Here is a 19,978-nt window from a genome sequence, read left to right on the forward strand (position 1 = left end):
GGTAACGGATTCACAACGAAATGCCGGTTTCCGCGGGTTAGTCTGAAGGTCTATGAACAGGATCGCCGTTGTCCCTGGATCGTTCGACCCGGTCACTCTCGGGCACCTCGACGTGATCGAGCGTGCGGCGGGGATGTGGGACGAGGTCCACGTCGTCGTGGTCCACAACCCCGACAAGTCGGCACTCCTGCCGATCGCTCAGCGGGTCGCCCTGCTGGAGCGGTCCATCGAGGATGCGGGCATCGTCGGCAACATCGTCATCGCCTCCTGGTCGATGGGGCTGCTGGTGGACTACTGCACTGACGTCGGCGCGCACGTGCTCGTGAAGGGCATCCGCTCGCAGGTGGATGTGGCATACGAGACGCCGATGGCGATCGTGAACCGCCACCTCGCCGACGTGGAGACGGTCTTCCTGCTCCCGAACCCCGCCAACGCGCACGTGTCCAGCTCGCTCGTCCGGCAGGTCTCCGCCCTCGGCGGGGACGTCAGCCCGTACGTGCCGGCGGCCGTCCACGAATACCTCCAAGAGACGTGAGCTGAGAGCCATGAACAGTTACGCGACGCGCCAGCCCACCGAGTCCTCGGTCGCTCCGGAGGAGCAGACGGACGACGTCGTGCGGATGGACCTGGACGAGCTGCGTCGCGCCGCCGAGCAGATCACCACCAACGTCGAGTCGGTCATCGACGGCAAGCACGAGGCGGTACAGACGGCGCTCGTCGTGCTGCTGGCCGAGGGGCACCTGCTGATCGAGGACGTTCCAGGGGTCGGCAAGACCATGCTGGCGAAGTCGCTCGCCAAGTCCGTGGACTGCACGGTGAGCCGGATCCAGTTCACCCCCGACCTCTTGCCGAGCGACGTGACGGGCGTCTCGGTCTACAACCAGGTGGAGCGGCGCTTCGAGTTCAAGCCGGGCGCCATCTTCGCCAACATCGTCATCGGCGACGAGATCAACCGGGCCAGCCCGAAGACGCAGTCCGCCCTCCTGGAGTGCATGGAGGAGCGACAGGTCACGGTCGACGGGTCGACGTATCCGCTGGCTGCGCCGTTCATCGTGGTCGCCACGCAGAACCCGGTCGAGATGGAGGGCACGTACGCCCTCCCGGAGGCTCAGCGCGACCGGTTCATGGCGCGCATCGCGATGGGATACCCGGACGAGGGCTCCGAGCTCGCCATGCTCACCACGCGCGACACGTCGAGCCCGCTGTCGCGCATCCGCCCGGTCGTCACCTCGGACGAGCTGCGGGCGATGATGATCACCGCACGCAACGTCTTCGCCTCGACGCCCGTGAAGCAGTACGCGGTGGACCTGGTGCGCGCGACGCGTGAGGACCGCGACCTCCGCCTCGGCGCGAGCCCGCGCGCGACCCTCCAGCTGATCCGCGCGGCGAAGGCCATGTCCGCGCTTGCCGGCCGCGACTTCGTCCTGCCCGACGACGTGGATGCGTTGGCCGTGCCCGTTCTCGGCCACCGGCTCCTGCCGACCAGCCGCGCTCTCGGACACCACCACGAGAGCGCCCCGGTGATCGCCGACATCGTCCGGCGCATCGTCGCCTCGACGCCGGTCCCGGTCGGCTCCGGGTCCGGTTCCGGATCGCTCGGCGCCGGCCCGCTCGGCGCCGGACCGGTCCGCGCTGCGGGCGGTTCGGGGCGCTAGCATGCCGGTCCGCGGTCGCGCCTCCTCTCCGCTCAAGCGGCCGCGCCCGACCGCGCGCGGCTGGACCCTGGGCGGCGTCGGCGTGGCCGCGCTGGTCGCCTCCGCCCTGCTCGGACGGACCGACGTGCTGTTCGTCGGCGTCTTCCTGACCGTCCTGCCGCTCGCCGCGATGATCTCGGTCACGGTCGACCGGCCACGACTGACGGTGACCCGCAGCTTCCACCCCGACGTCGTCGCGGTGGGGGAGCGGACGACCATCGTCACCACCGCCCGCAACCAGTCGTCGCGTCCCAGCCCGGCCGCCCGCTGGCGGGAGTCCGCTCCGGCGTCGGTGGGCGTGCAGCGGTCGGCTCTCTTCCCGCGCCTCGGAGCCCACCAGGCGGACGGGCCGCTCGGCCGGGACGCGGTCGTCCTGCGGCAGGATGTCGTCCCCGAGCGCCGCGGGGCGCACCCGGTCGGGCCGCTCGTCGTGAGCCGCACCGACCCGTTCGGAGTCGCCTACGCGGAATACGCCATCGGCCAGCCGCGTCAGCTCCTGGTGACGCCGCGCGTCGTGCCGCTCTCGCGCGGAGAGCTGGACGTCGCTCACAGCGAGGGGACGGAGCACGAGCTCCTCCGGCACAGCATCCCGAGTGCGGACGAGCTGATCGCCCGCGAGTACCGTCCGGGCGACCCGCTGCGGCGGGTCCATTGGCGCGCGACCGCCCGGCACGACCAGCTGATGGTGCGGCAGGAGGAGCAGCGCAGCAACCCGGAGGCGTGGATGCTGATCGACACGCGCCCGCTCCCTGTGCACGCGCCGTCCGCCGCCGCGGAGTTCGAGACGCTGGTCGACCTCGTCGCCTCGATCGGCGTCCACCTCCTCGACGAGGGCTTCGTCGTCAGCGTCGTGGAGACCGGCGATCGCCAGTTGTCCGGCCGGAGCGGCGCAGGCCGGACCGGGACCCTGGGCTCGACGACGGCGACCTACGACTCCGGAAGCGCCGACCGGATGCTGCTGGCCGACCTCGCCGGGGTCGAGACCTCGGTGAGGGCCCGAGACGACGCCGTGGCGGAGCTGGGCGCCGGACTCAGGAAGGCCGAACGGGCGGTCCCGGTCTTCGCGGTTCTGGCCGGCACGGCGCCGGCGGAGCTCGGCGCGCTGGCGTCGCTGCGGTCGATGGGCGACCCCGCGGTGGCGTTCGTCGGCTCCTCCTCTCCGGCCGAGACGGCCGACATCCTCGCCGACGCCGGCTGGCTGTGCGTACGGTTCGAGGCCGGTGAGGACCCTGCCGAGTGCTGGCAGCGCGCCCTCCACCGCCAGCGGTCGCGGGTGGTGCCCAGTGGCGACTGAGTCGATCGCCCTCGCCGTCCCGCGCGTCGCCGGGCGTCGGCGGATCGGGTACTGGAGGATCACCGGTGCGCTCATGCTGCAGGTGGTCGCGGTCAGCTACGCGCTGATCGGGCTGATCCAGGGCGGCGGCTGGTGGTTCGCGCTGGTCGGCACCGCAGCGCTCGTCCTGGCGACGGGAGCAGCGCTGCGCAGCATCGGCGTCCCGCGGGGCGTCGTGCCGGTGCTGCTGGCGGTGGAGTGCGCCGCGATCATGACCGCGGCGTTCGGTCGCGGAACGGGACTGCTCGGTCTCTTCCCGACCCCGGCGACCTTCGCCGCCTGGGGCCAGTACCTGCAGCAGGCCATGCTCTCCATCTACCAGCAGGGGACGCCCGCCGACGCGCTTCCCGAATTCCTCTTCCTCGTCGTGGGCGGGGGCTGCCTCCTGGCGCTGATGCTCGACATCCTCGCGGTCGCGATCCGGACGCCCGCGTTCACCGCCGTCGCCATCGCGTCGGTGCTGGTCGTGCCGGCCGCGCTGCTCGGGGACGGACTGGACCCGATCGCCTTGGCGGCCTCCGCAGCGGCGTACCTCTGGCTGCTGCGCAGTGACGTACGCACCCGTCGCTCCGCCACCCCGCGGCCCGGCGCGGCCTTCTCGGTGGGGGCGGCGGCCGTCGTGGTCGCGGTGGTCCTCGGCGGGACGGCGCCGGGCTTCGAGCAGGGTGGTGCGACCTCGTTCACCGCAGGCGGCATCTCGATCGGCGGGACCGTGACGCCGCTGGTCGACCTCGGCAAGGACCTCCGCCGTCCGGCCGCCGTGCGCGCTCTGACCTATACGACGTCTGCTGCCAACGGCCAGTATCTGAAGCTGGCCTCACTGGACCAGTTCACCGGGTCGGTGTGGAAGCACCGCGAACGCGACACCAAGCGGCTCACGGACGGCAGCACGATCGGGGCGGTCGCCGGCCTGTCCACTGCCGTGAAGACCACGAAGATCACGTCGACGGTCGAGATCGACAACATGACGAGCCGGTGGCTGCCCGCGCCGGCGCCGGTGCGATCGGTGAAGGGCCTCAGCGGGACCTGGTCGTGGGATCCCGACGACCTCACGATCGGCGGCATCAACTCCACCACCCAGAACCAGAAGTACACCGCGACGAGCCTGATCCTCGAACCGACTGCCGACCAGCTGAAGGCGGCGGGCGGCTTCGTGCCGGCGGACGTTCAGCGCGACCTGTTCCTCCCGCCGAACATGCCGTCGATCATCGAGCAGACCGCCCTGACGGCGACGAAGGATGCGCTCACCGAGTACGACAAGGCGGTCGCACTGCAGGACTACTTCCGCGACAACGGATTCGTGTACTCCACCCAGACGCCGCTCAAACAAGGCTTCGACGGCGACGGCTCCCGCGTGATCGCCCGCTTCCTGGAGGTCAAGAGCGGCTACTGCGTCCACTACGCCTCGGCGATGGCACTGATGGCACGCACGCTCGGCATCCCGTCCCGCGTGGCGGAGGGGTACCTGCCAGGAGCGACGAGCGGAGGGACGGCCACCAACCCCGGCGAGTACACGGTCACCAGCGACGACCTGCACGCCTGGCCGGAACTGTACTTCGCCGGCGTCGGCTGGGTGCCCTTCGAGCCGACCGTCGGCCGCGGCACGGTTCCCGACTACACCCGGCCGCAGACGGACCCCGCCGCTCCGCCGCCCACCTCCGCCTCCACCTCCGGTGCGGCGCCCCGCGCCCTGGTGCCCACGGACCCCGCCAACCCGTCCGGATCGGCGAGCTTCACGCCGCAGTCGAGCGCTCAGCCGATCGCGACCGGGATCGGCGTCGCACTGCTGGCCGTCGCCGTGCTTCTCATCCCGGCCGTCTGGCGTCGCCTGCGCCGGCGGAGACGGTTGCGCGAACTCACGGAGGAGTGGGGCGGCGCGACGATCGTCTGGTCCGAACTGCGGGACACGGTGCGGGATCTGGGCTGGTCGGCGCCGCCGACGGAGACCCCGCGTGTCTTCGCCGGGCGCGTCTCCGCAGCGGTGGCGGGCACGCCGGGGGAGGAGGCTGTGCGGCGGCTCCTCGCCGAGCTGGAGCGCGACGCCTACGGTCCGCCGTCGCGACGGTGGTCGGGCGGGCTCGCCGACGACCTGACCGCAGTGCTGTCGGCCCTCGAAGCGCAGGCCGGACCTGTCCTGCGGATGAAAGCCGCGCTGCTTCCTGTGTCCTTGCTGCCAGCGGGCTGGCCTTCCGCCGCGCGACCCCGGAACGCCGCGTAAAATAGTTCCTCGTGACTACGAAGAACTCCCCGTACGCGGTCAATGTGTACGACCTCATCCGCCACCCGGGCGCCATGCGCGAACAGCGCATCAGCATCCCGGTGACGGAGAAACTGGGCGAGGGTCTGCTCAGCGTCCCGGAGGGCGCGACCATCGATCTCGACCTCCGCCTCGAGTCCATGCACGAGGGCATCCTGGCGACCGGCGATGCCGAGACGACGGCCGTCGGCGTGTGCGGACGCTGCCTCACCGACATCGAAGAGACCGTCCAAGTCGATTTCCAGGAACTTTTCGCGTATCCTTCTGACGAAGCTTTCGATCATGAGGTTCACGACGACCACGTGGATCTTGAACCTCTGATCAGGGATGCGGTGGTGCTGTCACTGCCCTTCCAGCCGGTGTGCCGGCCGGACTGCCCGGGTCTCGACCCCGAGACCGGGGAGAGGCTGGCGGATGTACCGGATCGTGAGCCCTCGCAGATCATCGACCCGCGCTGGTCTGCGCTCACGGCCTTCCAGGCTTCCGACACCGATGAACCCCGTACGAATCCTCGCGGAACGAATACAGAGAAGAGATAGTCATGGCCGTCCCCAAGCGGAAGCAGTCGCGCGCCAACACCCACGCCCGCCGTTCGCAGTGGAAGGCTTCGGTCCCCACGCTGGTCAAGACCATCGAGAACGGCAAGGTCACCTACAGCCTCCCGCACCGCGCGAAGGTCGTGGAGGACTCCGCCGGCACCGAGCTCTTCATGGAGTACAAGGGCCGCAAGGTCGCCGACGTCTGATCGTCGCCCCCAAGCGGCGAACACAGGCGCAGTGAACACCGTGGTCGGAGAGAACACTGACCGCAGCGCACTTCTCGAGAAGCTCGGGGTCGAGATCGACCCCGAGCTTCTCGAGCTTGCGCTGACGCACCGGTCGTACGCGTACGAGCACGGGGGCATCCCCAACAACGAGCGCCTGGAGTTCCTGGGCGACTCGATCCTCGGCCAGGCCGTCACGGTCAAGCTGTTCCGTGAGAATCCGGACCTCGACGAGGGCGAGCTCGCCAAGCGACGAGCGAGCCTGGTCAGTTCGGTCGCCCTCGCCGAGGTCGCGCGGGGCATCGGGCTGGGGGAGTACCTCCGCCTCGGCCGTGGCGAGAACCAGAGCGGCGGCCGTGAGAAGGCGTCCATCCTGGCCGACACGGTCGAGGCGCTCATCGGCGCCGCCTACCTCGACGTGGGCGGGGATGCGGCGACCGCGCTCGTGCTCCGCCTGATCGAGCCTCTGCTCGACGACCCCGAGCGGTTCGGGGCCGCCATGGACCCGAAGACGAGCCTCCAGGAGGCCGCCGCCCACCGCGGGGCCGGACTCCCCGTCTACACGGTGACGAACACCGGGCCTGACCACTCCAAGACCTTCCACGCGACCGTCGCGGTCGGCGAGCTCGTCACCGCGACCGGCGAGGGCACCAGCAAGAAGCAGGCCGAGATGGCCGCGGCGCTCAGCGCGTGGACGGAACTGACGAGAAAACGTGCCAGAGCTTCCCGAGGTTGAGGTCGTCCGGGCGGGACTGGCTCCCGCGGTCACCGGCGCGACCATCCTCGGTGTGGAGGTCTTCGAGCCCCGCTCGCTGAAACGGCACGATCCCGTCGCGGGGGCTTTCGAAACCTTACTGACCGGCCGTGTGATGCAGGTTCCGGTCCGTCGCGGCAAGTTCCTCTGGATACCGCTCGACGGTGCTCCTCGTCGTGCGATCGTGGCGCACCTCGGCATGAGCGGACAGATCCTGCTGCGCGAGCCGGGGACGGAGGAGGCGGGCCTCCTCCGCATCCGCCTGCACATCGAGAGCCCCGACCACGGCGAGCTGTGGGTGCACTTCGTCGACCAGCGGATCTTCGGGTCCATGGCCGTGGACACGCTGGTGCCGACCGCCGACGGCGCGCACGGTGGGCTGGGCACGGATGAGGCGCTCATCCCGTCCCAAGTGACGCACATCGCCCGGGACCCGCTCGATCCCGCCTTCGACGACGCGCGCTTCGCCGCAGCGCTGTCGCGCAAGAACACCGGCATCAAGCGGGCGCTGCTCGACCAGACCCTGGTGAGCGGGATCGGGAACATCTACGCCGACGAGGCGCTCTGGGCTGCGCGCATCCACTACGCCCAGCCGGCGAACTCGCTGAGCCGCCCGAAGGTGCGCACTCTGCTCGCCGAGGTGCGGCACGTCCTCGAGAAGGCGCTGGCCGAGGGCGGCACGAGCTTCGACGCGCAGTACGTCAACGTGAACGGCGCCTCGGGCTACTTCTCGCACAGCCTGAACGCCTACGGCCGTCAGGGAGAGCCGTGCCCGCGCTGCGGCACCCCGATCGTGCGCGAGCAGTTCATGAACCGCGGCTCCCACTTCTGCCCGCACTGCCAGCGCCTCCGCACCCCCACGCCCCGCAAGCCCTCCTGAGTTCAGGAGGGGTCAGCGCTCTTCCATACGTGACCCCTCGAAGATCAGGAGACGCAACTCGCGGCCCTTCGTGCCGCGCTCCTCGCGGGCGAGGCGAGCGGCGAGCCGGAGCCTTTCGACTTGGACGCCTTCATCGCGTTGAAGCGGTCGTGAGGGTTTTCCGTCTCATTCCGGCCGCGCAGCAGGACCTCTCCTCGATCTGGGACTTCGCCGAGGAACGCGGGGACGACCGTCCAGCTCACGACAGGGTCTTCTGCCAGTGGCCGGTGAGCGCATGCGGACGGAAGCCGAAGGCGCGGTTGATCGCGAGCATCGGGTCGTTCTCGTCCGCGTTCCAGGTCAGGATGCGCCGGATGTGCGGGGCGCGGCGGCCGAGCTCCTGGATGTTCCGCAGCTTCACCGCCGTCCCCAGCCGGTGGCCGCGGTGAGCACGCGCGACGAGGGTGTCGTACTGCTCGGCCTTCGTCCCGTCCGCCGGGACCGCCAGCTCCGTGTAGGCCGCGATCTCGCCGGTCGCCTCGTGCACCGCCGCCGTGACCAGCAGCGGTTCGCCGCGCGCGACCAGGGTGCGTTCCTGCGAGCGCACCCGCTCGCCGTCCCAGTCCTCCGGGTCGACGGCGATGCCGCTCTGCGGGATGTCGGTGGACATCCGCGCCTTCATGGTGGCGAAGCGCTCCAGCAGCTCGTCCGGGGCCGAGCCCCACCAGGACACCAGGCGGAAGCCGTTGAGCGTCATCGTCAGCCCGGCCTCCCGCTCGGGTGGAAGGGGGAGGTGCAGCTCGCTGGATCGCTCGACCTGCCCCAGCGAGTAGCCGTGGCGGAGCGCGAACCGGACGTCGGGCGACGCCGCGGGCAGCCCCGCCGTCCCGGCCGGCGCCCGCACGAACCGGTCGACGCCCTCCAGAGTGCGGATGGGGTGCTCGGTGTAGACGGAGACGACACGCCGTCCGCCCTCGGCCGCGAGTTCTTCACCCGTCTCGAGCAGCGCCGAGCCGATCCCGCGCCCACGCACGGCCGGCGCCACATCCACCAGTAGCGACACCGTCTCCGAGTCCTCGTCGAGCGGGAAGATCGCCTCCACGCGCCCGACGATCGTGCCCTCCTCGACGGCGACATGCACGATCCGTTCTGCGTACTCCTGCTCCCGGTGCGCAGCGAGCGCCTGCTCCGCCGTCTGTACGAAATCGTCGTCGCCCCAGAGGTCGACGACGATGCCGTTCAGCACGCCGACGAGCTCCTCGAAGGCGGCCGACTCCCGCGTGCCGAGCGCATCGGGGATGGGCAGCCGCATCACGTGCATCGGGACACCTCCTCGAGCCGGTCCGGGCAGGCATTCAGACTAACCAGGGACGCGCGACCGTGTGAAGCCAGGGGCACGGTTTGGTTTCGATCGTGTAAATCTGCGTTCGAGTCGTGGTTGCAAAACGTTGCGAGCCCTGTATTCTCAGCACACATATTCGTGGCACGAACCGGCGAAAACGGCGAGTTCGTGACGGATTAACGTCGAGAGGCAAGAGATGCTACGGAAGAAAGTCATCATCGGTGCGGCTGTTGCAGCGTCAGTCGCACTGTTCCTCGCGGGATGTGCGAACCAGCCGTCCACGGGAGGTTCCAGCAACGGGAACTCGTCCAAGGTCGACATCCCGGCGATCACGTCGGTCGATGTCCCGAAGGACGCGGTGCTCCCCGCTGGCGACGGCAAGGCCACGTGCCCTGCCGGCCTGACCATCGGCTACGTCGGCGCCGAGACCGGCCCGAACGCACAGCTCGGAATCAACATCTACAACGGCATCCAGCTGGCGATCAACCAGCACAACGAGTCCAACAAGGGATGCCAGGTCGCGTTCAAGAAGTTCGACACCGAGGGTGACCCGAACAAGGCGACCGGCCCGGTCACCCAGGCGGTCAACGAGGCCGACATCGTCGGCGTCGTCGGCCTCCCGTTCTCGGGTGAGTCGAAGGCCACCGGCAACATCTTCGAGCAGCAGGGTCTGGTCCACATCACCCCGTCGGCGACGAACCCCGGCCTGACGCAGAACGGCTGGAAGACCTTCTTCCGCGGCCTCGGCAACGACGCCGTCCAGGGTCCCGCAGCAGCGAAGTTCCTCACGGACAAGCTGCAGGCCAAGAAGGTCTACCTGGTCCAGGACGACTCCGACTACGGCATCGGCCTCGGCACCCAGACCTCGAAGGCGCTCGGCGACGCGCTCGTCGGCACCGACAAGGTGACCACCGGCCAGAAGGACTTCTCCGCGGTGATCTCCAAGATCATCAACGCGAAGCCCGACGCGGTCTACTACGCCGGCTACTACGCCGAGGGCGCTCCGTTCGACCAGCAGCTGGTCAACAAGGGCTACAAGGGCACGTTCGTCGGCCCGGACGGTGTGAAGGACGACCAGTTCATCAAGCTGGCCGGAGACGCGTCCAGCAACGCGTACTTCACCTGCCCCTGCATCCCGGGTGAGCTCATCACCGACTTCGAGTCCGCCTACAAGAAGCTCGCGAACGCCGAGCCGGGCACCTACTCGATCGAGGGATACGACGCCGCCACCGTCCTGCTCTCCGGCATCGACAAGGGCAAGACGACCCGCGCCGACCTGCTCGACTTCGTGAAGAACTACGACGCCGACGGTCTGAGCAAGCACTACAAGTGGGACTCCACCGGTGAGCTCCAGGCCCCGGCCGTCTACGGCTACAAGGTCGAGAGCGGCAAGATCGTGCCGATCGGCACGATCGGCTGATAGCGACACCGGAGGGTGCCGCGGGCCCCGGGCCCGCGGCACCCTCGTTCTTTCGACTACGCTCGCTACCGACCGGATCGACGATGATCCGGCACTGAACCCTGGATGTTCGAATGCTCGAAACCCTCGTCCTCCATCCCGCCCTCGATAGCTCCTGGATCAACTTCGACGTCAACGCGCTCGTCCAGAACTTCTGGAGCGCAACGTTCGACGGCCTCACCTTCGGTGCGGTCTACGGTCTGATCGCCGTCGGCTACACGCTCGTCTACGGTGTGCTGAACCTGATCAACTTCGCCCACTCCGAGGTCTTCATCGTCGGCGCCTACGGCGTCGTCGTTACCCTCACCGCGCTGGGCTTCGGCCCCAGCGCACCCACCCTCGGCCCAGCAGCCCTGATCGGCGACCTGATACTGGCGCTCATCGTCGGTATGCTCGCCTCCGCCGTCACCGCGTGGATCCTGGAACGCGTCGCGTACCGTCCGCTGCGAAAACGGAACGCCCCACGTCTCGTGTTCCTGATCACAGCCATCGGCGCCTCGTTCACGATCCAGTACCTGATCTTCCTGATCCCGGGTGTCGGAGCGAACGCGATGCCGGCCGTCACCATGTTCATCCCGCAGCCGATCTTCGATGTCTTCGGGACCATCGTGAACAGCCAGCAGCTGATCATCGTCATCGCCTCGGTGATCCTCATGATCGCGACCGACTGGTTCATCCGCCGCACCCGCACCGGCCGCGGCATCCGCGCGGTCGCTCAGGACCCGGACACGGCCACCCTGATGGGCGTGAACAAGGAGCGGATCATCCAGATCACGTTCATCACCGGCGGCATCCTCGCCGGTGCGGCCGCCCTCTTCTACGTGATGCTCGTGCCCTCCGGTGTCATCTACAACGGCGGCTTCATCCTCGGCGTGAAGGCGTTCGCCGCGGCCGTGCTCGGCGGGATCGGAAACGTCCGCGGCGCGCTGCTCGGCGGTCTGCTCCTCGGCGTGATCGGCAACTACGGCCAGATCCTGCTCGGTGACTCGCAGTGGACCGACGTCGTCGCCTTCGTCGTCCTCGTCCTGGTGCTGCTCGTCAAGCCGAGCGGCATCCTCGGCACCTCGCTCGGAAGGAGCCGCGCATGAGCATGACCGAAGGTCCCCGGGTCCTCCCGGACGGGCGCGAAGAGCAGGCGGTCGACCAGTTCGAGGCGAGCCGCGGCAAGCGCAGCACCGGCCCGTTCGCCCAGCTGCGCGACCGCTGGAACAACCTGCCCCGGCCGGTCCAGTGGGCCTGGCTGCTGATCGTGGTCGTCATCGCCTACGCGCTGCCGTACCTGAACTTCTTCCCGCTCAGTACCGAGCCCGGCAACGACTGGGCGCTGGCCTGCTTCTCGATGGCCGTGTACGCGCTCATCGCTATCGGCCTCAACGTGGTCGTCGGCTACGCCGGACTGCTCGACCTCGGGTACGTCGCGTTCTTCGCCGTGGGGTCGTACACCGCGGCGATGCTGACCAGTCCCGACTCTCCGTTCCTGAAGATCCCGTACCTGTGGACGATCCCGGTCGCCATCGCGGTGACGATGACGTTCGGCATCATCCTCGGCGTCCCCACGCTGCGGCTGCGCGGCGACTATCTGGCCATCGTGACGCTCGGCTTCGGTGAGATCGTCCGCATCCTGGCCACGATCATCCCGGCGATGAAGGGTCAGGTCGGCTTCCAGAACGTCGGCCACCCGCCGGGGGAGAACGCCCGCGGCATCCCGATCTTCTCCAACTCGAACGGCGTGCCCTGGTACTGGCTGACGCTGACCGTGATCATCGTCATCCTGCTGCTCGTCGGCAATCTGGAGCGCAGCCGCGTCGGCCGCGCCTGGGTCGCGATCCGCGAGGACGAGGACGCCGCGGAGATCATGGGCGTCCCCACCTTCAAGTACAAGGTGTGGGCCTTCGCGATCGGCGCCGGCGTCGGCGGCCTCTCCGGTTCGCTGTTCGCCGGACAGGTCGGATTCGTCAACAACCAGAAGTTCGACGTCCAGACGTCGATCCTGTTCCTCGCGGCCGTCGTCCTCGGCGGTGCGGGCAACAAGGTGGGCGCCATGCTGGGCGGCGCGATCGTGGCGTACATCCCGCTGCGGTTCACCGTGATCGCCGACTACAAGTACCTGATCTTCGGGATCGCGCTGGTGCTCATCATGATCTTCCGCTCGCAGGGTCTGTTCCCGGCGCGGCAGAAGCTGCTCGCCTACGGCAGGCACGCCTACGCCCGCGTGGCGGAGGCGGTCGGTAAACGGCCGGGGACGCCGACCGCGTCGACGCCTGTCGTCGACGCCGGGTCCCTGGATGGCGACGGCGCGAAGGGAGGCGCACGATGACGGACGCGCAGAACGCGGCTCCGGAGGAGCCGGCCCTCGGCGTGAACGAGGACGAGCTGGAGGCCGCGGGCGTCGACCTGTCGGTCGCCGAGGCCGCGGCCCCTGATCGCGAGATCGCGGTCGAGGTCGGCGAGAACATCGTCGAGGTGCGCAACCTGACGGTGAAGTTCGGCGGTCTGACGGCGCTCGACGATGTCACGTTCGACATCCGGCGCGGCGAGATCCTGGGCCTGATCGGCCCGAACGGCGCAGGCAAGACCACCTGCTTCAACGCGATGACGGGCGTCTACAAGCCGACCAGCGGCGACGTGCTGCTGGAGGGCCAGACGATCAAGGGCCGCAAGCAGCACCAGATCACCCGGATGGGGCTGTCGCGCACGTTCCAGAACATCCGGCTGTTCGGCGAGATGACCGCGCTCGAGAACGTCGTGGTCGGGCTGGACGCCCGGCACCGCACCTCGGTCCCCGGCGCCCTGCTGCGTCTGCCGCGGCACACGCGCGAGGAGAAGTCGGCGGTCGAGCGCGGCATGGCGCTGCTGGAGTTCGTCGGCATCGCCGATCACGCCGCTTCGCTCTCGCGGTCGCTGCCGTACGGCTACCAGCGCCGGCTCGAGATCGCGCGCGCTCTGGCGACCGACCCGAAGGTGCTCTGCCTGGACGAGCCGGCCGCCGGCTTCAACCCGGCGGAGAAGGAGGAGCTCATGGAGCTCATCCGCACCATCCGGGCGGACGGCTACACGGTCCTGCTGATCGAACACGACATGCGCCTGGTCATGGGCGTCACCGACCGGATCGTCGTGCTCGAGTTCGGGCGCAAGATCGCCGACGCCACTCCGGAGGCCATCCGGAACGACCCGCGCGTGATCGCCGCCTACCTCGGGGAGCCAGAAGATGACGTTGCTTGAACTCAAGAACATCAGTGTGTCCTACGGCCGGATCGAGGCCATCCACGACATGTCCTTCTCGGTGGAGGAGGGCGAGATCGTCAGCCTCATCGGAGCGAACGGCGCAGGCAAGTCGACGACCATGAAGACGATCTCGGGCATCCTCAACCCGACGAAAGGGTCCATCCTCTTCGACGGTGAGGACATCACCAAGATGAAGGCGCACATCCGCGTCATCCGCGGGATCTCCCAGGCCCCGGAGGGCCGGGGGATCTTCCCGGGTATGACCGTGATGGAGAACCTCGACATGGGTGCGTTCGGCCGCAAGGACCGCTCCTCGATGGGAGCGGACTTCGACCGGGTCTTCGCGCTGTTCCCGCGTCTGGCCGAGAGGAAGACGCAGGTCGGCGGCACGATGTCGGGCGGCGAGCAGCAGATGCTCGCGATCGGCCGGGCGCTGATGTCGAACCCGCGCCTGCTCCTCCTCGACGAGCCGTCGATGGGTCTGGCGCCGCAGTTCATCCGCCAGATCTTCTCCATCGTGACGGAGATCAACAAGCAGGGCACGACGGTGCTGCTGGTGGAGCAGAACGCCAACCAGGCGCTGGCCCGCGCGCACCGCGGCTTCGTCCTGGAGACCGGCTACATCACCCGCGCCGGCACCGGCCGCGAACTCCTCGCCGACCCCGCGATCAAGGAGGCCTACCTCGGCGTAGCCTGACCCCCACCGTCGAGTACACAAAAACTGCACGCTTTCGTGGCCGAAAGCGGGCAGTTTTTGTGTACTCGACGGAGGCGAATGCTTCTGCGTCGCGGTCCAGGTCGCGAGGGAGCGCAGGTGGCCCGCGGACTGGGTCGATCTCGAACCGTTCCTCGGGGAAGACCCCGTCTCGGTCCGGCTCCGTCGTTCCACGTGACGGGCGCCCTGCGGCGCTCCGGCGCGGTTCGGGGGTGAACGTCGGGTAAATTCGCCTCGTGTACTTGAAGAGTCTGACGCTCAAAGGCTTCAAGTCGTTCGCGCAGCCGACGACCTTCGCCTTCGAGCCCGGCGTCACCTGCGTCGTCGGCCCGAACGGGTCCGGCAAGTCGAACGTGGTCGACGCGCTCGCCTGGGTGATGGGGGAGCAGGGCGCCAAGACTCTTCGCGGCGGCAAGATGGAGGACGTCATCTTCGCCGGGACCGCCACACGCGGCCCGCTCGGCCGCGCCGAGGTGCAGCTCAGCATCGACAACTCGGACGGCGCGCTGCCCATCGAGTACTCCGAGGTCACCATCTCGCGCACGCTGTTCCGCAACGGCGGCAGCGAGTACGCCATCAACGGACAGTCGTGCCGCCTGCTCGACGTGCAGGAGCTGCTCAGCGATTCGGGGCTCGGCCGCGAGATGCACGTCATCGTCGGCCAGGGGCAGCTGGACGCGGTGCTGCATGCCAGCCCGGAGGACCGCCGCGGCTTCATCGAAGAGGCAGCGGGCATCCTGAAGCACCGGCGCCGCAAAGAGAAGACGCTCCGCAAGCTGGAGGCCATGCAGGCGAACCTGACCCGCCTCAGCGACCTGGCGGGCGAGGTCCGCCGGCAGCTGAAGCCCCTCGGGCACCAGGCCGAGATCGCCCGCGAGGCCCAGTCCATCGCCGCCGTGGTGCGGGATGCGCGAGCGCGACTGCTCGCCGACGAGGTCGTCACGCTGCGCCGCACGCTCGACGACCACAGCCGCACCGAATCGGAGCGGCACAGCGAGCAGATCGTCCTGCAGGAGCAGCTGGAGCAGAAGCAGCTCCGCCGCACCCGTCTGGAGCAGGCGCAGGTCGGCGACGCCGTCGATGCGGCACGCAGCACGGCTTTCGCCCTCGAGTCGGTGCAGGAGCGGCTGCGCAGCCTGTTCACCCTCGCCAACCAGCGAGTGGCGCTGCTCGGCAGCCAGGGTGACGCACCCGATTCCGGCCCCAGCGTGACGCCGCAGAACGTGCAGGACGCCCGCGACGAGGTGGAGCGCCTCCGTGGAGTCGTCACCGAGGCGGAGGCCGCCTGGACGGCCGCGCAGACCGCGACCCGGAACGCCCGCGCCCGGCTCGACGCGGTGGACGAGGAGATCGCCGCGCAGAGCGCCCTGGTCTCCCGCCACGACCTCGAGATCTCGAAGCTCAACGGCCAGGCCGACGCGGCCGCCCAGCGGCTGGCCGCCGTCCGCGGCGAGGTGCTCCGTCAGCAGAACGCGCTGGATGCTGCCACCGAACGGCGTGAGCGCGCCCGCGCCGAGTTCGCCGCCCGCGAGGCGGAGGCGGCGACGGCGGACGTGGGGGAGGGCGACCTCGATGAGGCGTACGAGCTGGCGCAGGCGACCGTCTTCGAGGCGGAGGGCGAGATCGAGCGGCTCCGGGAGGAGCTGCACACCCTGGAGCGCGAGCGCGACGCCGTGGCCGCGCGCACCAGCGCCCTCTCGCGCGCCCTCGACCAGAAGGACGGATCGGCTGCGCTGGTCGCCGCACGGCTCGACGGCGTCCGCGGACTCGTCGCCGAGCATGTCCGCGTCCATCCCGGCTTCGAGGCCGCCATCGCGGCCGCGCTCGGGACGCTCGCCGATGCCGTCCTGGCCGATCGCCGCGACGCTGCACGCGACGCCGTCGAGTACGCCGCGACCGAGGACCTGGGACGCGTCGAGGTCGTCATCGCCGACGCCACGGCAGCCTCCGTCGACCTGTCGGGAGTGGCCGGCGTCGTGCCCGCCACCAGTGTGCTGGATGCACCGGACGGCGTCCGCGGCATCCTCGCGTTCACGGCCATCGCCGACGATCTGGAGGCCGCCCAGCGCGCCTTCGACGCCTTCCGCAGCCGGAAGCTCGGCGGGCCCGTCACCATCATCACCCGGGGCGGGGATGTGCTCACCGAGCACGTCCTCCGCGGCGGCTCAGGCGCGAAGCAGAGCCGCATCGAGCTGATCGCCGACCGGGATGCCGCCCAGGAGCGGCTGACCGAGGTCACCTCTCTGAGCGATCGGGCGAAGTTCGCGCTGGCTGAACAGCGCGGCGTCCTGCAGGTCGCCAAGGAGCAGTCGCAGGCCGCCCTCGCGACGCTGCGCGAGTTCGACGCGAAGCTGGCCGCCCGCAGCGAGCAGCTGAACCGGCTGAAGGTCCAGCTGGAGGCCTCGCAGGCCGAGTTCGACCGGCTCAGCCGGGCGCTCGAGCAGGCGGCAGAGCGCGTCGCCGAGGCGGAGCAGGCCGCGGAGAAGGCGAAGGCCGAGCTGGAGACCGCGCGCTCGCGCCCCCGTCCCATCCTCGACGTCAGCGCCCGCGACGCCCTCTCCACCGAGCTCGACGCCGCGCGCGAAGCCGAGGTGGAGGCCCGCCTGTCCGTCGAGACGGCGAAGGAGCGCGTCCGGGCCGAGCAGGCCCGCGGCGAGGTGCTGGCACGACGTCTGGAGGCCGAGCGCGCCGCCGCCGAGGAGGCCGCCCGCCGTGCGGTGATCCGCCGTCGCCAGCTGGATGCGGCGGAGAGTGTGATCGCCGCCCTCCCCGCCGTGCTCGCCTCTGTCGACCGATCGGTCGCCCAGGCCCGCCTCCAGCTGGCCACGGCCGAGGCGGAGCGCGCCAGCCAGAACGAGGAACTCAGGGCCCTCCGCCGGGAGGAGAACGCGGTCCGCGAGCGACTGCAGGCGATCACGGAGTCGGTGCACGGCCTGGAGCTGCAGATCTACGAGAAGAAGCTGCACCTCTCCAGCCTCTTGGAGCGCGCGGGCAGCGAGCTCGGGCTGGTGGAGGACGTGCTGGTCGCCGAGTACGGGCCGGCCGTGCCCATCCCGGTCGATGTGGTGCGCGACGAGGAGGCTGATCCGGAGGCAGAGCCGGAGACCGTCCCCTTCGACCGGGAGCAGCAGAAGAAGCGTCTCTCCGCCGCAGAGCGCAAGCTCGGCCAGCTCGGCCGGGTGAACCCGCTGGCGCTGGAGGAGTTCGCAGCTCTCGAACAGCGCCACAAGTTCCTCACCGAGCAGCTGGCCGACCTCACCAACACCCGCAAGGACCTCCTCACGATCATCGAGGACATCGACGAGCGGATGCAGATCATCTTCGAGTCGGCGTTCGCCGACACGGAGGCCGCGTTCCGCCGCGTGTTCCCCGTGCTGTTCCCCGGCGGCCAGGGCAGCATCACCCTGACGAACCCGGATGACCTGCTCACGACGGGCATCGAGGTCTCGGTGAAGCCGGCCGGCAAGAAGATCGAGCGGCTGTCGCTGCTCTCCGGCGGCGAGCGCTCGCTGGCCGCGGTCGCGCTGCTGATCGCGATCTTCAAGGCCCGACCGAGCCCGTTCTACATCATGGACGAGGTGGAGGCTGCGCTCGACGACGCCAATCTGGGCCGGCTCCTGACGATCTTCGAGGACCTCCGTGAGAGCAGCCAGCTGATCGTGATCACGCACCAGAAGCGCACGATGGAGATCGCGGACGCGCTGTACGGCGTCTCGATGCGCCAGGACGGCGTCTCGGCGGTCGTCGGCCAGCGCGTCGCTCAGGAGCAGGAGCGCGCCCAGGAGCGCGCGAGTTAGCTCCCGACCACCACGAGTGGCGACATCTAGCCACCACTCGGACGAGATAGGAGCATCGACTCACGTCTCGACGGCGTCGAGCTTCGCCTCGAGGCCGGCGAGGAGCTCCTGGGCGCGCGTGTCGCATTCTGTCGCGAGCAGCGCGATGCCGGTCGTCGCGGCGGGGCTGAGCGGACGTTTCGCCGCACTCGCGCGCAGGTGGCGGGCCAGCAGGACCAGGTCGCGGTGGTCGCCGAGGGCGTCGTGCACCGCTTCCGCCGCGGCGGCGACCCGCACCGCCTCACGGCCGACGTCGTCGACGACCGCTTCGGCCGCGTAGCGGAGCCGCCGCGCCGCCTTGCGGGTCTCGTGGCGCTCCGCCAGTGACGACCCCGTGCGCTCGTGGACCCGGGCGACGGCCCGTGCCAGTCCTTTCCGGGTGACCCGGCGGGAATGCCGGCGTCCCGGCTTCGCGAGGGGAGGATCGGCCGCGAAGCGCTGCAGGTCCGCCATCAGCTGCCGGTGCGCACGCCCGCGGAGGTGCCGTACCAGCGCCTCGCGGCCGCGGTCGTACTCGGCGCGAACCTCGGCCACCAGCGCCTGGACCGCGTCGACGAGGTCGGGAGGCGAGTCCGCGTCGAGCAGCGCCTCCAGGTCGCGTGCCCGCACCTCGGCGTCGCGCACTCTCCCTAGCCGCGTACCGAGCCGTTTCAGCCGGTCGCGCATCGCGTGGCGCGCATCCCGGTCGAACGCCTTCCCGTACACGCTCAGGATGCTGCGCAGCCGGCGCACGCGCGTCCGCGCCTGGTGCACCGCGTCGTCTCCATCCGTCTCGATCGCCACGAGCTGTTCTGCCAGCTCGGCGGAGACCCCCACCAGCCCGTACATGAGCACACCGTACAACCCCGGCTAGTCTGATCATCATGGCTGACCGCACCCCCTGGTCTCTGTCGGGCGCCCTGCGCGGGCTGTTCGCGAAGAAGACCATCGACGACGACACCTGGGACGACCTCGAGACGGCGCTGATCACGGCCGACTTCGGCCCGGATGTCACCGAGGCGGTGATCGACGACCTCCGTTCGAAGGTGGAGCGCTACCACACCACCGACCCCGCCGATCTGCAGAGGATGCTGCGCGAGACGATGGAGGAGCGGCTCTCGAAGCTCGACACCACCCTCAAGCTGAGCGACCGTCCCGCGATCGTGCTGGTGGTCGGCGTGAACGGTGTGGGCAAGACGACCACGATCGGCAAGTTCGCCAAGTTCCTTCGCACCTACGACAGAACGGTCGTCGTGGGGGCGGCGGACACGTTCCGCGCCGCGGCGGTGGAGCAGTTGGCCACCTGGGCCGAGCGTGCGGGCGCCGAGATCGTGCGTCCGCAGCAGCAGGGTCAGGACCCGGCCTCCGTCGCGTTCCAGACGGTCGAGAAGGCCAAGCGCGACGGCACGGAGATCGTCATCATCGACACGGCGGGACGTCTGCAGACCAAGGGCGGTCTGATGGATGAGCTGTCCAAGATCAAGCGGGTCGTCGAGAAGCAGTCGCCCATCGCCGAGGTGCTGCTGGTTCTCGACGCGACCACCGGGCAGAACGGCCTGGCGCAGGCGGAGGCCTTCCTCGAGCACGCCGGCGTCACCGGGCTGGTCCTCACCAAGCTCGACGGCTCCGCCAAGGGCGGTTTCGTTCTCGCTGTGCAGGAGCGGACGGGCATCCCCATCAAGCTCGTCGGCCAGGGCGAAGGCATCAACGATCTGACCGGATTCACTCCGCACGTCTTCGCGCAGCAGCTGGTCGGATAGGG

At 69.6% G+C, this 19,978-nt stretch carries 17 protein-coding genes and 1 pseudogene; 16 read left to right on the top strand and 2 right to left on the bottom strand.

Going from position 1 to position 19,978, the window contains the following annotated elements; all coding sequences use genetic code 11:
* The first annotated feature begins 52 nt into the window (after positions 1 to 52).
* The 9 genes and pseudogenes from coaD to SB754_RS05975 form a co-directional block, all read left to right on the top strand.
* Entirely contained in the window at positions 53 to 535 is a 483-nt protein-coding gene (gene coaD, locus SB754_RS05935) for a pantetheine-phosphate adenylyltransferase (protein ID WP_410781427.1), read from the top strand.
* Between the two features lie 10 nt (positions 536 to 545).
* Positions 546 to 1,655: an AAA family ATPase gene (locus SB754_RS05940; protein ID WP_410781428.1), complete on the top strand. Its 1,110-nt coding sequence runs from the start codon at positions 546 to 548 to the stop codon at positions 1,653 to 1,655.
* A gap of 1 nt (position 1,656) precedes the next feature.
* Positions 1,657 to 2,988 carry a DUF58 domain-containing protein gene (locus tag SB754_RS05945; RefSeq protein ID WP_410781429.1) on the top strand — a complete coding sequence of 444 codons (1,332 nt, stop codon included), beginning with the start codon at positions 1,657 to 1,659 and terminating at the stop codon, positions 2,986 to 2,988.
* The gene (locus tag SB754_RS05950) at positions 2,978 to 5,245 is read left to right on the top strand and encodes a transglutaminaseTgpA domain-containing protein (protein WP_410781430.1); all 2,268 of its coding nucleotides are present in this window, start codon (positions 2,978 to 2,980) and stop codon (positions 5,243 to 5,245) included. The genes SB754_RS05945 and SB754_RS05950 overlap by 11 nt, the downstream gene beginning before the upstream one ends.
* Positions 5,246 to 5,256: 11 nt before the next feature.
* The gene (locus tag SB754_RS05955; RefSeq protein ID WP_410781431.1) at positions 5,257 to 5,823 is read left to right on the top strand and encodes a YceD family protein; all 567 of its coding nucleotides are present in this window, start codon (positions 5,257 to 5,259) and stop codon (positions 5,821 to 5,823) included.
* A gap of 2 nt (positions 5,824 to 5,825) precedes the next feature.
* Positions 5,826 to 6,029, top strand: a complete 204-nt coding sequence (gene rpmF, locus SB754_RS05960; RefSeq protein ID WP_410781432.1) for a 50S ribosomal protein L32 — start codon at positions 5,826 to 5,828, stop codon at positions 6,027 to 6,029.
* A 40-nt stretch (positions 6,030 to 6,069) separates the two neighbouring features.
* Positions 6,070 to 6,783 (top strand): ribonuclease III, encoded by a 714-nt coding sequence (gene rnc, locus SB754_RS05965; protein ID WP_410783267.1) that lies wholly within the window; start codon positions 6,070 to 6,072, stop codon positions 6,781 to 6,783.
* Positions 6,761 to 7,681, top strand: a complete 921-nt coding sequence (gene mutM, locus SB754_RS05970) for a bifunctional DNA-formamidopyrimidine glycosylase/DNA-(apurinic or apyrimidinic site) lyase (protein WP_410781433.1) — start codon at positions 6,761 to 6,763, stop codon at positions 7,679 to 7,681. The genes rnc and mutM overlap by 23 nt, the downstream gene beginning before the upstream one ends.
* A gap of 48 nt (positions 7,682 to 7,729) precedes the next feature.
* A pseudogene (locus SB754_RS05975) lies at positions 7,730 to 7,834 on the top strand (type II toxin-antitoxin system ParD family antitoxin); the annotation flags it as partial.
* An 85-nt stretch (positions 7,835 to 7,919) separates the two neighbouring features.
* Here the strand turns inward: SB754_RS05975 and SB754_RS05980 are convergent.
* Positions 7,920 to 8,981, bottom strand: a complete 1,062-nt coding sequence (locus tag SB754_RS05980; protein ID WP_410781434.1) for a GNAT family N-acetyltransferase — start codon at positions 8,979 to 8,981, stop codon at positions 7,920 to 7,922.
* A 217-nt stretch (positions 8,982 to 9,198) separates the two neighbouring features.
* Here SB754_RS05980 and SB754_RS05985 point away from each other — a divergent pair, with 217 nt between their 5' ends.
* From SB754_RS05985 to smc, 6 genes are all read left to right on the top strand, one after another.
* Positions 9,199 to 10,422, top strand: coding sequence for a branched-chain amino acid ABC transporter substrate-binding protein (locus SB754_RS05985; RefSeq protein ID WP_410781435.1), 1,224 nt, complete (start codon positions 9,199 to 9,201; stop codon positions 10,420 to 10,422).
* A 113-nt stretch (positions 10,423 to 10,535) separates the two neighbouring features.
* Complete coding sequence (locus SB754_RS05990) at positions 10,536 to 11,549, top strand: branched-chain amino acid ABC transporter permease (protein ID WP_410781436.1); 1,014 nt, start codon at positions 10,536 to 10,538, stop codon at positions 11,547 to 11,549.
* Entirely contained in the window at positions 11,546 to 12,778 is a 1,233-nt protein-coding gene (locus SB754_RS05995; protein ID WP_410781437.1) for a branched-chain amino acid ABC transporter permease, read from the top strand. Before SB754_RS05990 ends, SB754_RS05995 begins: the two co-directional genes overlap by 4 nt.
* Complete coding sequence (locus tag SB754_RS06000) at positions 12,775 to 13,683, top strand: ABC transporter ATP-binding protein (protein ID WP_410781438.1); 909 nt, start codon at positions 12,775 to 12,777, stop codon at positions 13,681 to 13,683. Before SB754_RS05995 ends, SB754_RS06000 begins: the two co-directional genes overlap by 4 nt.
* Positions 13,676 to 14,383, top strand: coding sequence for an ABC transporter ATP-binding protein (locus tag SB754_RS06005; protein ID WP_410783268.1), 708 nt, complete (start codon positions 13,676 to 13,678; stop codon positions 14,381 to 14,383). The genes SB754_RS06000 and SB754_RS06005 overlap by 8 nt, the downstream gene beginning before the upstream one ends.
* A 254-nt stretch (positions 14,384 to 14,637) precedes the next feature.
* Complete coding sequence (smc, locus tag SB754_RS06010; RefSeq protein WP_410781439.1) at positions 14,638 to 18,198, top strand: chromosome segregation protein SMC; 3,561 nt, start codon at positions 14,638 to 14,640, stop codon at positions 18,196 to 18,198.
* Between the two features lie 60 nt (positions 18,199 to 18,258).
* Here smc and SB754_RS06015 read toward each other — a convergent pair whose 3' ends face one another.
* Positions 18,259 to 19,065, bottom strand: a complete 807-nt coding sequence (locus SB754_RS06015; RefSeq protein WP_410781440.1) for a CHAD domain-containing protein — start codon at positions 19,063 to 19,065, stop codon at positions 18,259 to 18,261.
* A gap of 35 nt (positions 19,066 to 19,100) precedes the next feature.
* Between SB754_RS06015 and ftsY the strand changes: the two genes are divergently transcribed.
* Positions 19,101 to 19,976, top strand: a complete 876-nt coding sequence (gene ftsY, locus SB754_RS06020) for a signal recognition particle-docking protein FtsY (RefSeq protein WP_410781441.1) — start codon at positions 19,101 to 19,103, stop codon at positions 19,974 to 19,976.
* Positions 19,977 to 19,978: the final 2 nt, after the last annotated feature.

Source organism: Leifsonia sp. SIMBA_070, assembly GCF_046534635.1.
GTDB lineage: Bacteria > Actinomycetota > Actinomycetes > Actinomycetales > Microbacteriaceae > Leifsonia.

What these genes read in the sequence shown, in the direction of transcription:
- coaD (WP_410781427.1), top strand. Translation starts at nt 53, where the DNA reads ATGAACAGGATCGCCGTTGTCCCTGGATCGTTCGACCCGGTCACTCTC.
- SB754_RS05940 (WP_410781428.1), top strand. Translation starts at nt 546, where the DNA reads ATGAACAGTTACGCGACGCGCCAGCCCACCGAGTCCTCGGTCGCTCCG.
- SB754_RS05945 (WP_410781429.1), top strand. Translation starts at nt 1,657, where the DNA reads ATGCCGGTCCGCGGTCGCGCCTCCTCTCCGCTCAAGCGGCCGCGCCCG.
- rpmF (WP_410781432.1), top strand. Translation starts at nt 5,826, where the DNA reads ATGGCCGTCCCCAAGCGGAAGCAGTCGCGCGCCAACACCCACGCCCGC.
- SB754_RS05980 (WP_410781434.1), bottom strand. Translation starts at nt 8,981, where the DNA reads ATGCACGTGATGCGGCTGCCCATCCCCGATGCGCTCGGCACGCGGGAG.
- SB754_RS05985 (WP_410781435.1), top strand. Translation starts at nt 9,199, where the DNA reads ATGCTACGGAAGAAAGTCATCATCGGTGCGGCTGTTGCAGCGTCAGTC.
- SB754_RS05990 (WP_410781436.1), top strand. Translation starts at nt 10,536, where the DNA reads ATGCTCGAAACCCTCGTCCTCCATCCCGCCCTCGATAGCTCCTGGATC.
- SB754_RS05995 (WP_410781437.1), top strand. Translation starts at nt 11,546, where the DNA reads ATGAGCATGACCGAAGGTCCCCGGGTCCTCCCGGACGGGCGCGAAGAG.
- SB754_RS06000 (WP_410781438.1), top strand. Translation starts at nt 12,775, where the DNA reads ATGACGGACGCGCAGAACGCGGCTCCGGAGGAGCCGGCCCTCGGCGTG.
- SB754_RS06015 (WP_410781440.1), bottom strand. Translation starts at nt 19,065, where the DNA reads ATGTACGGGCTGGTGGGGGTCTCCGCCGAGCTGGCAGAACAGCTCGTG.
- ftsY (WP_410781441.1), top strand. Translation starts at nt 19,101, where the DNA reads ATGGCTGACCGCACCCCCTGGTCTCTGTCGGGCGCCCTGCGCGGGCTG.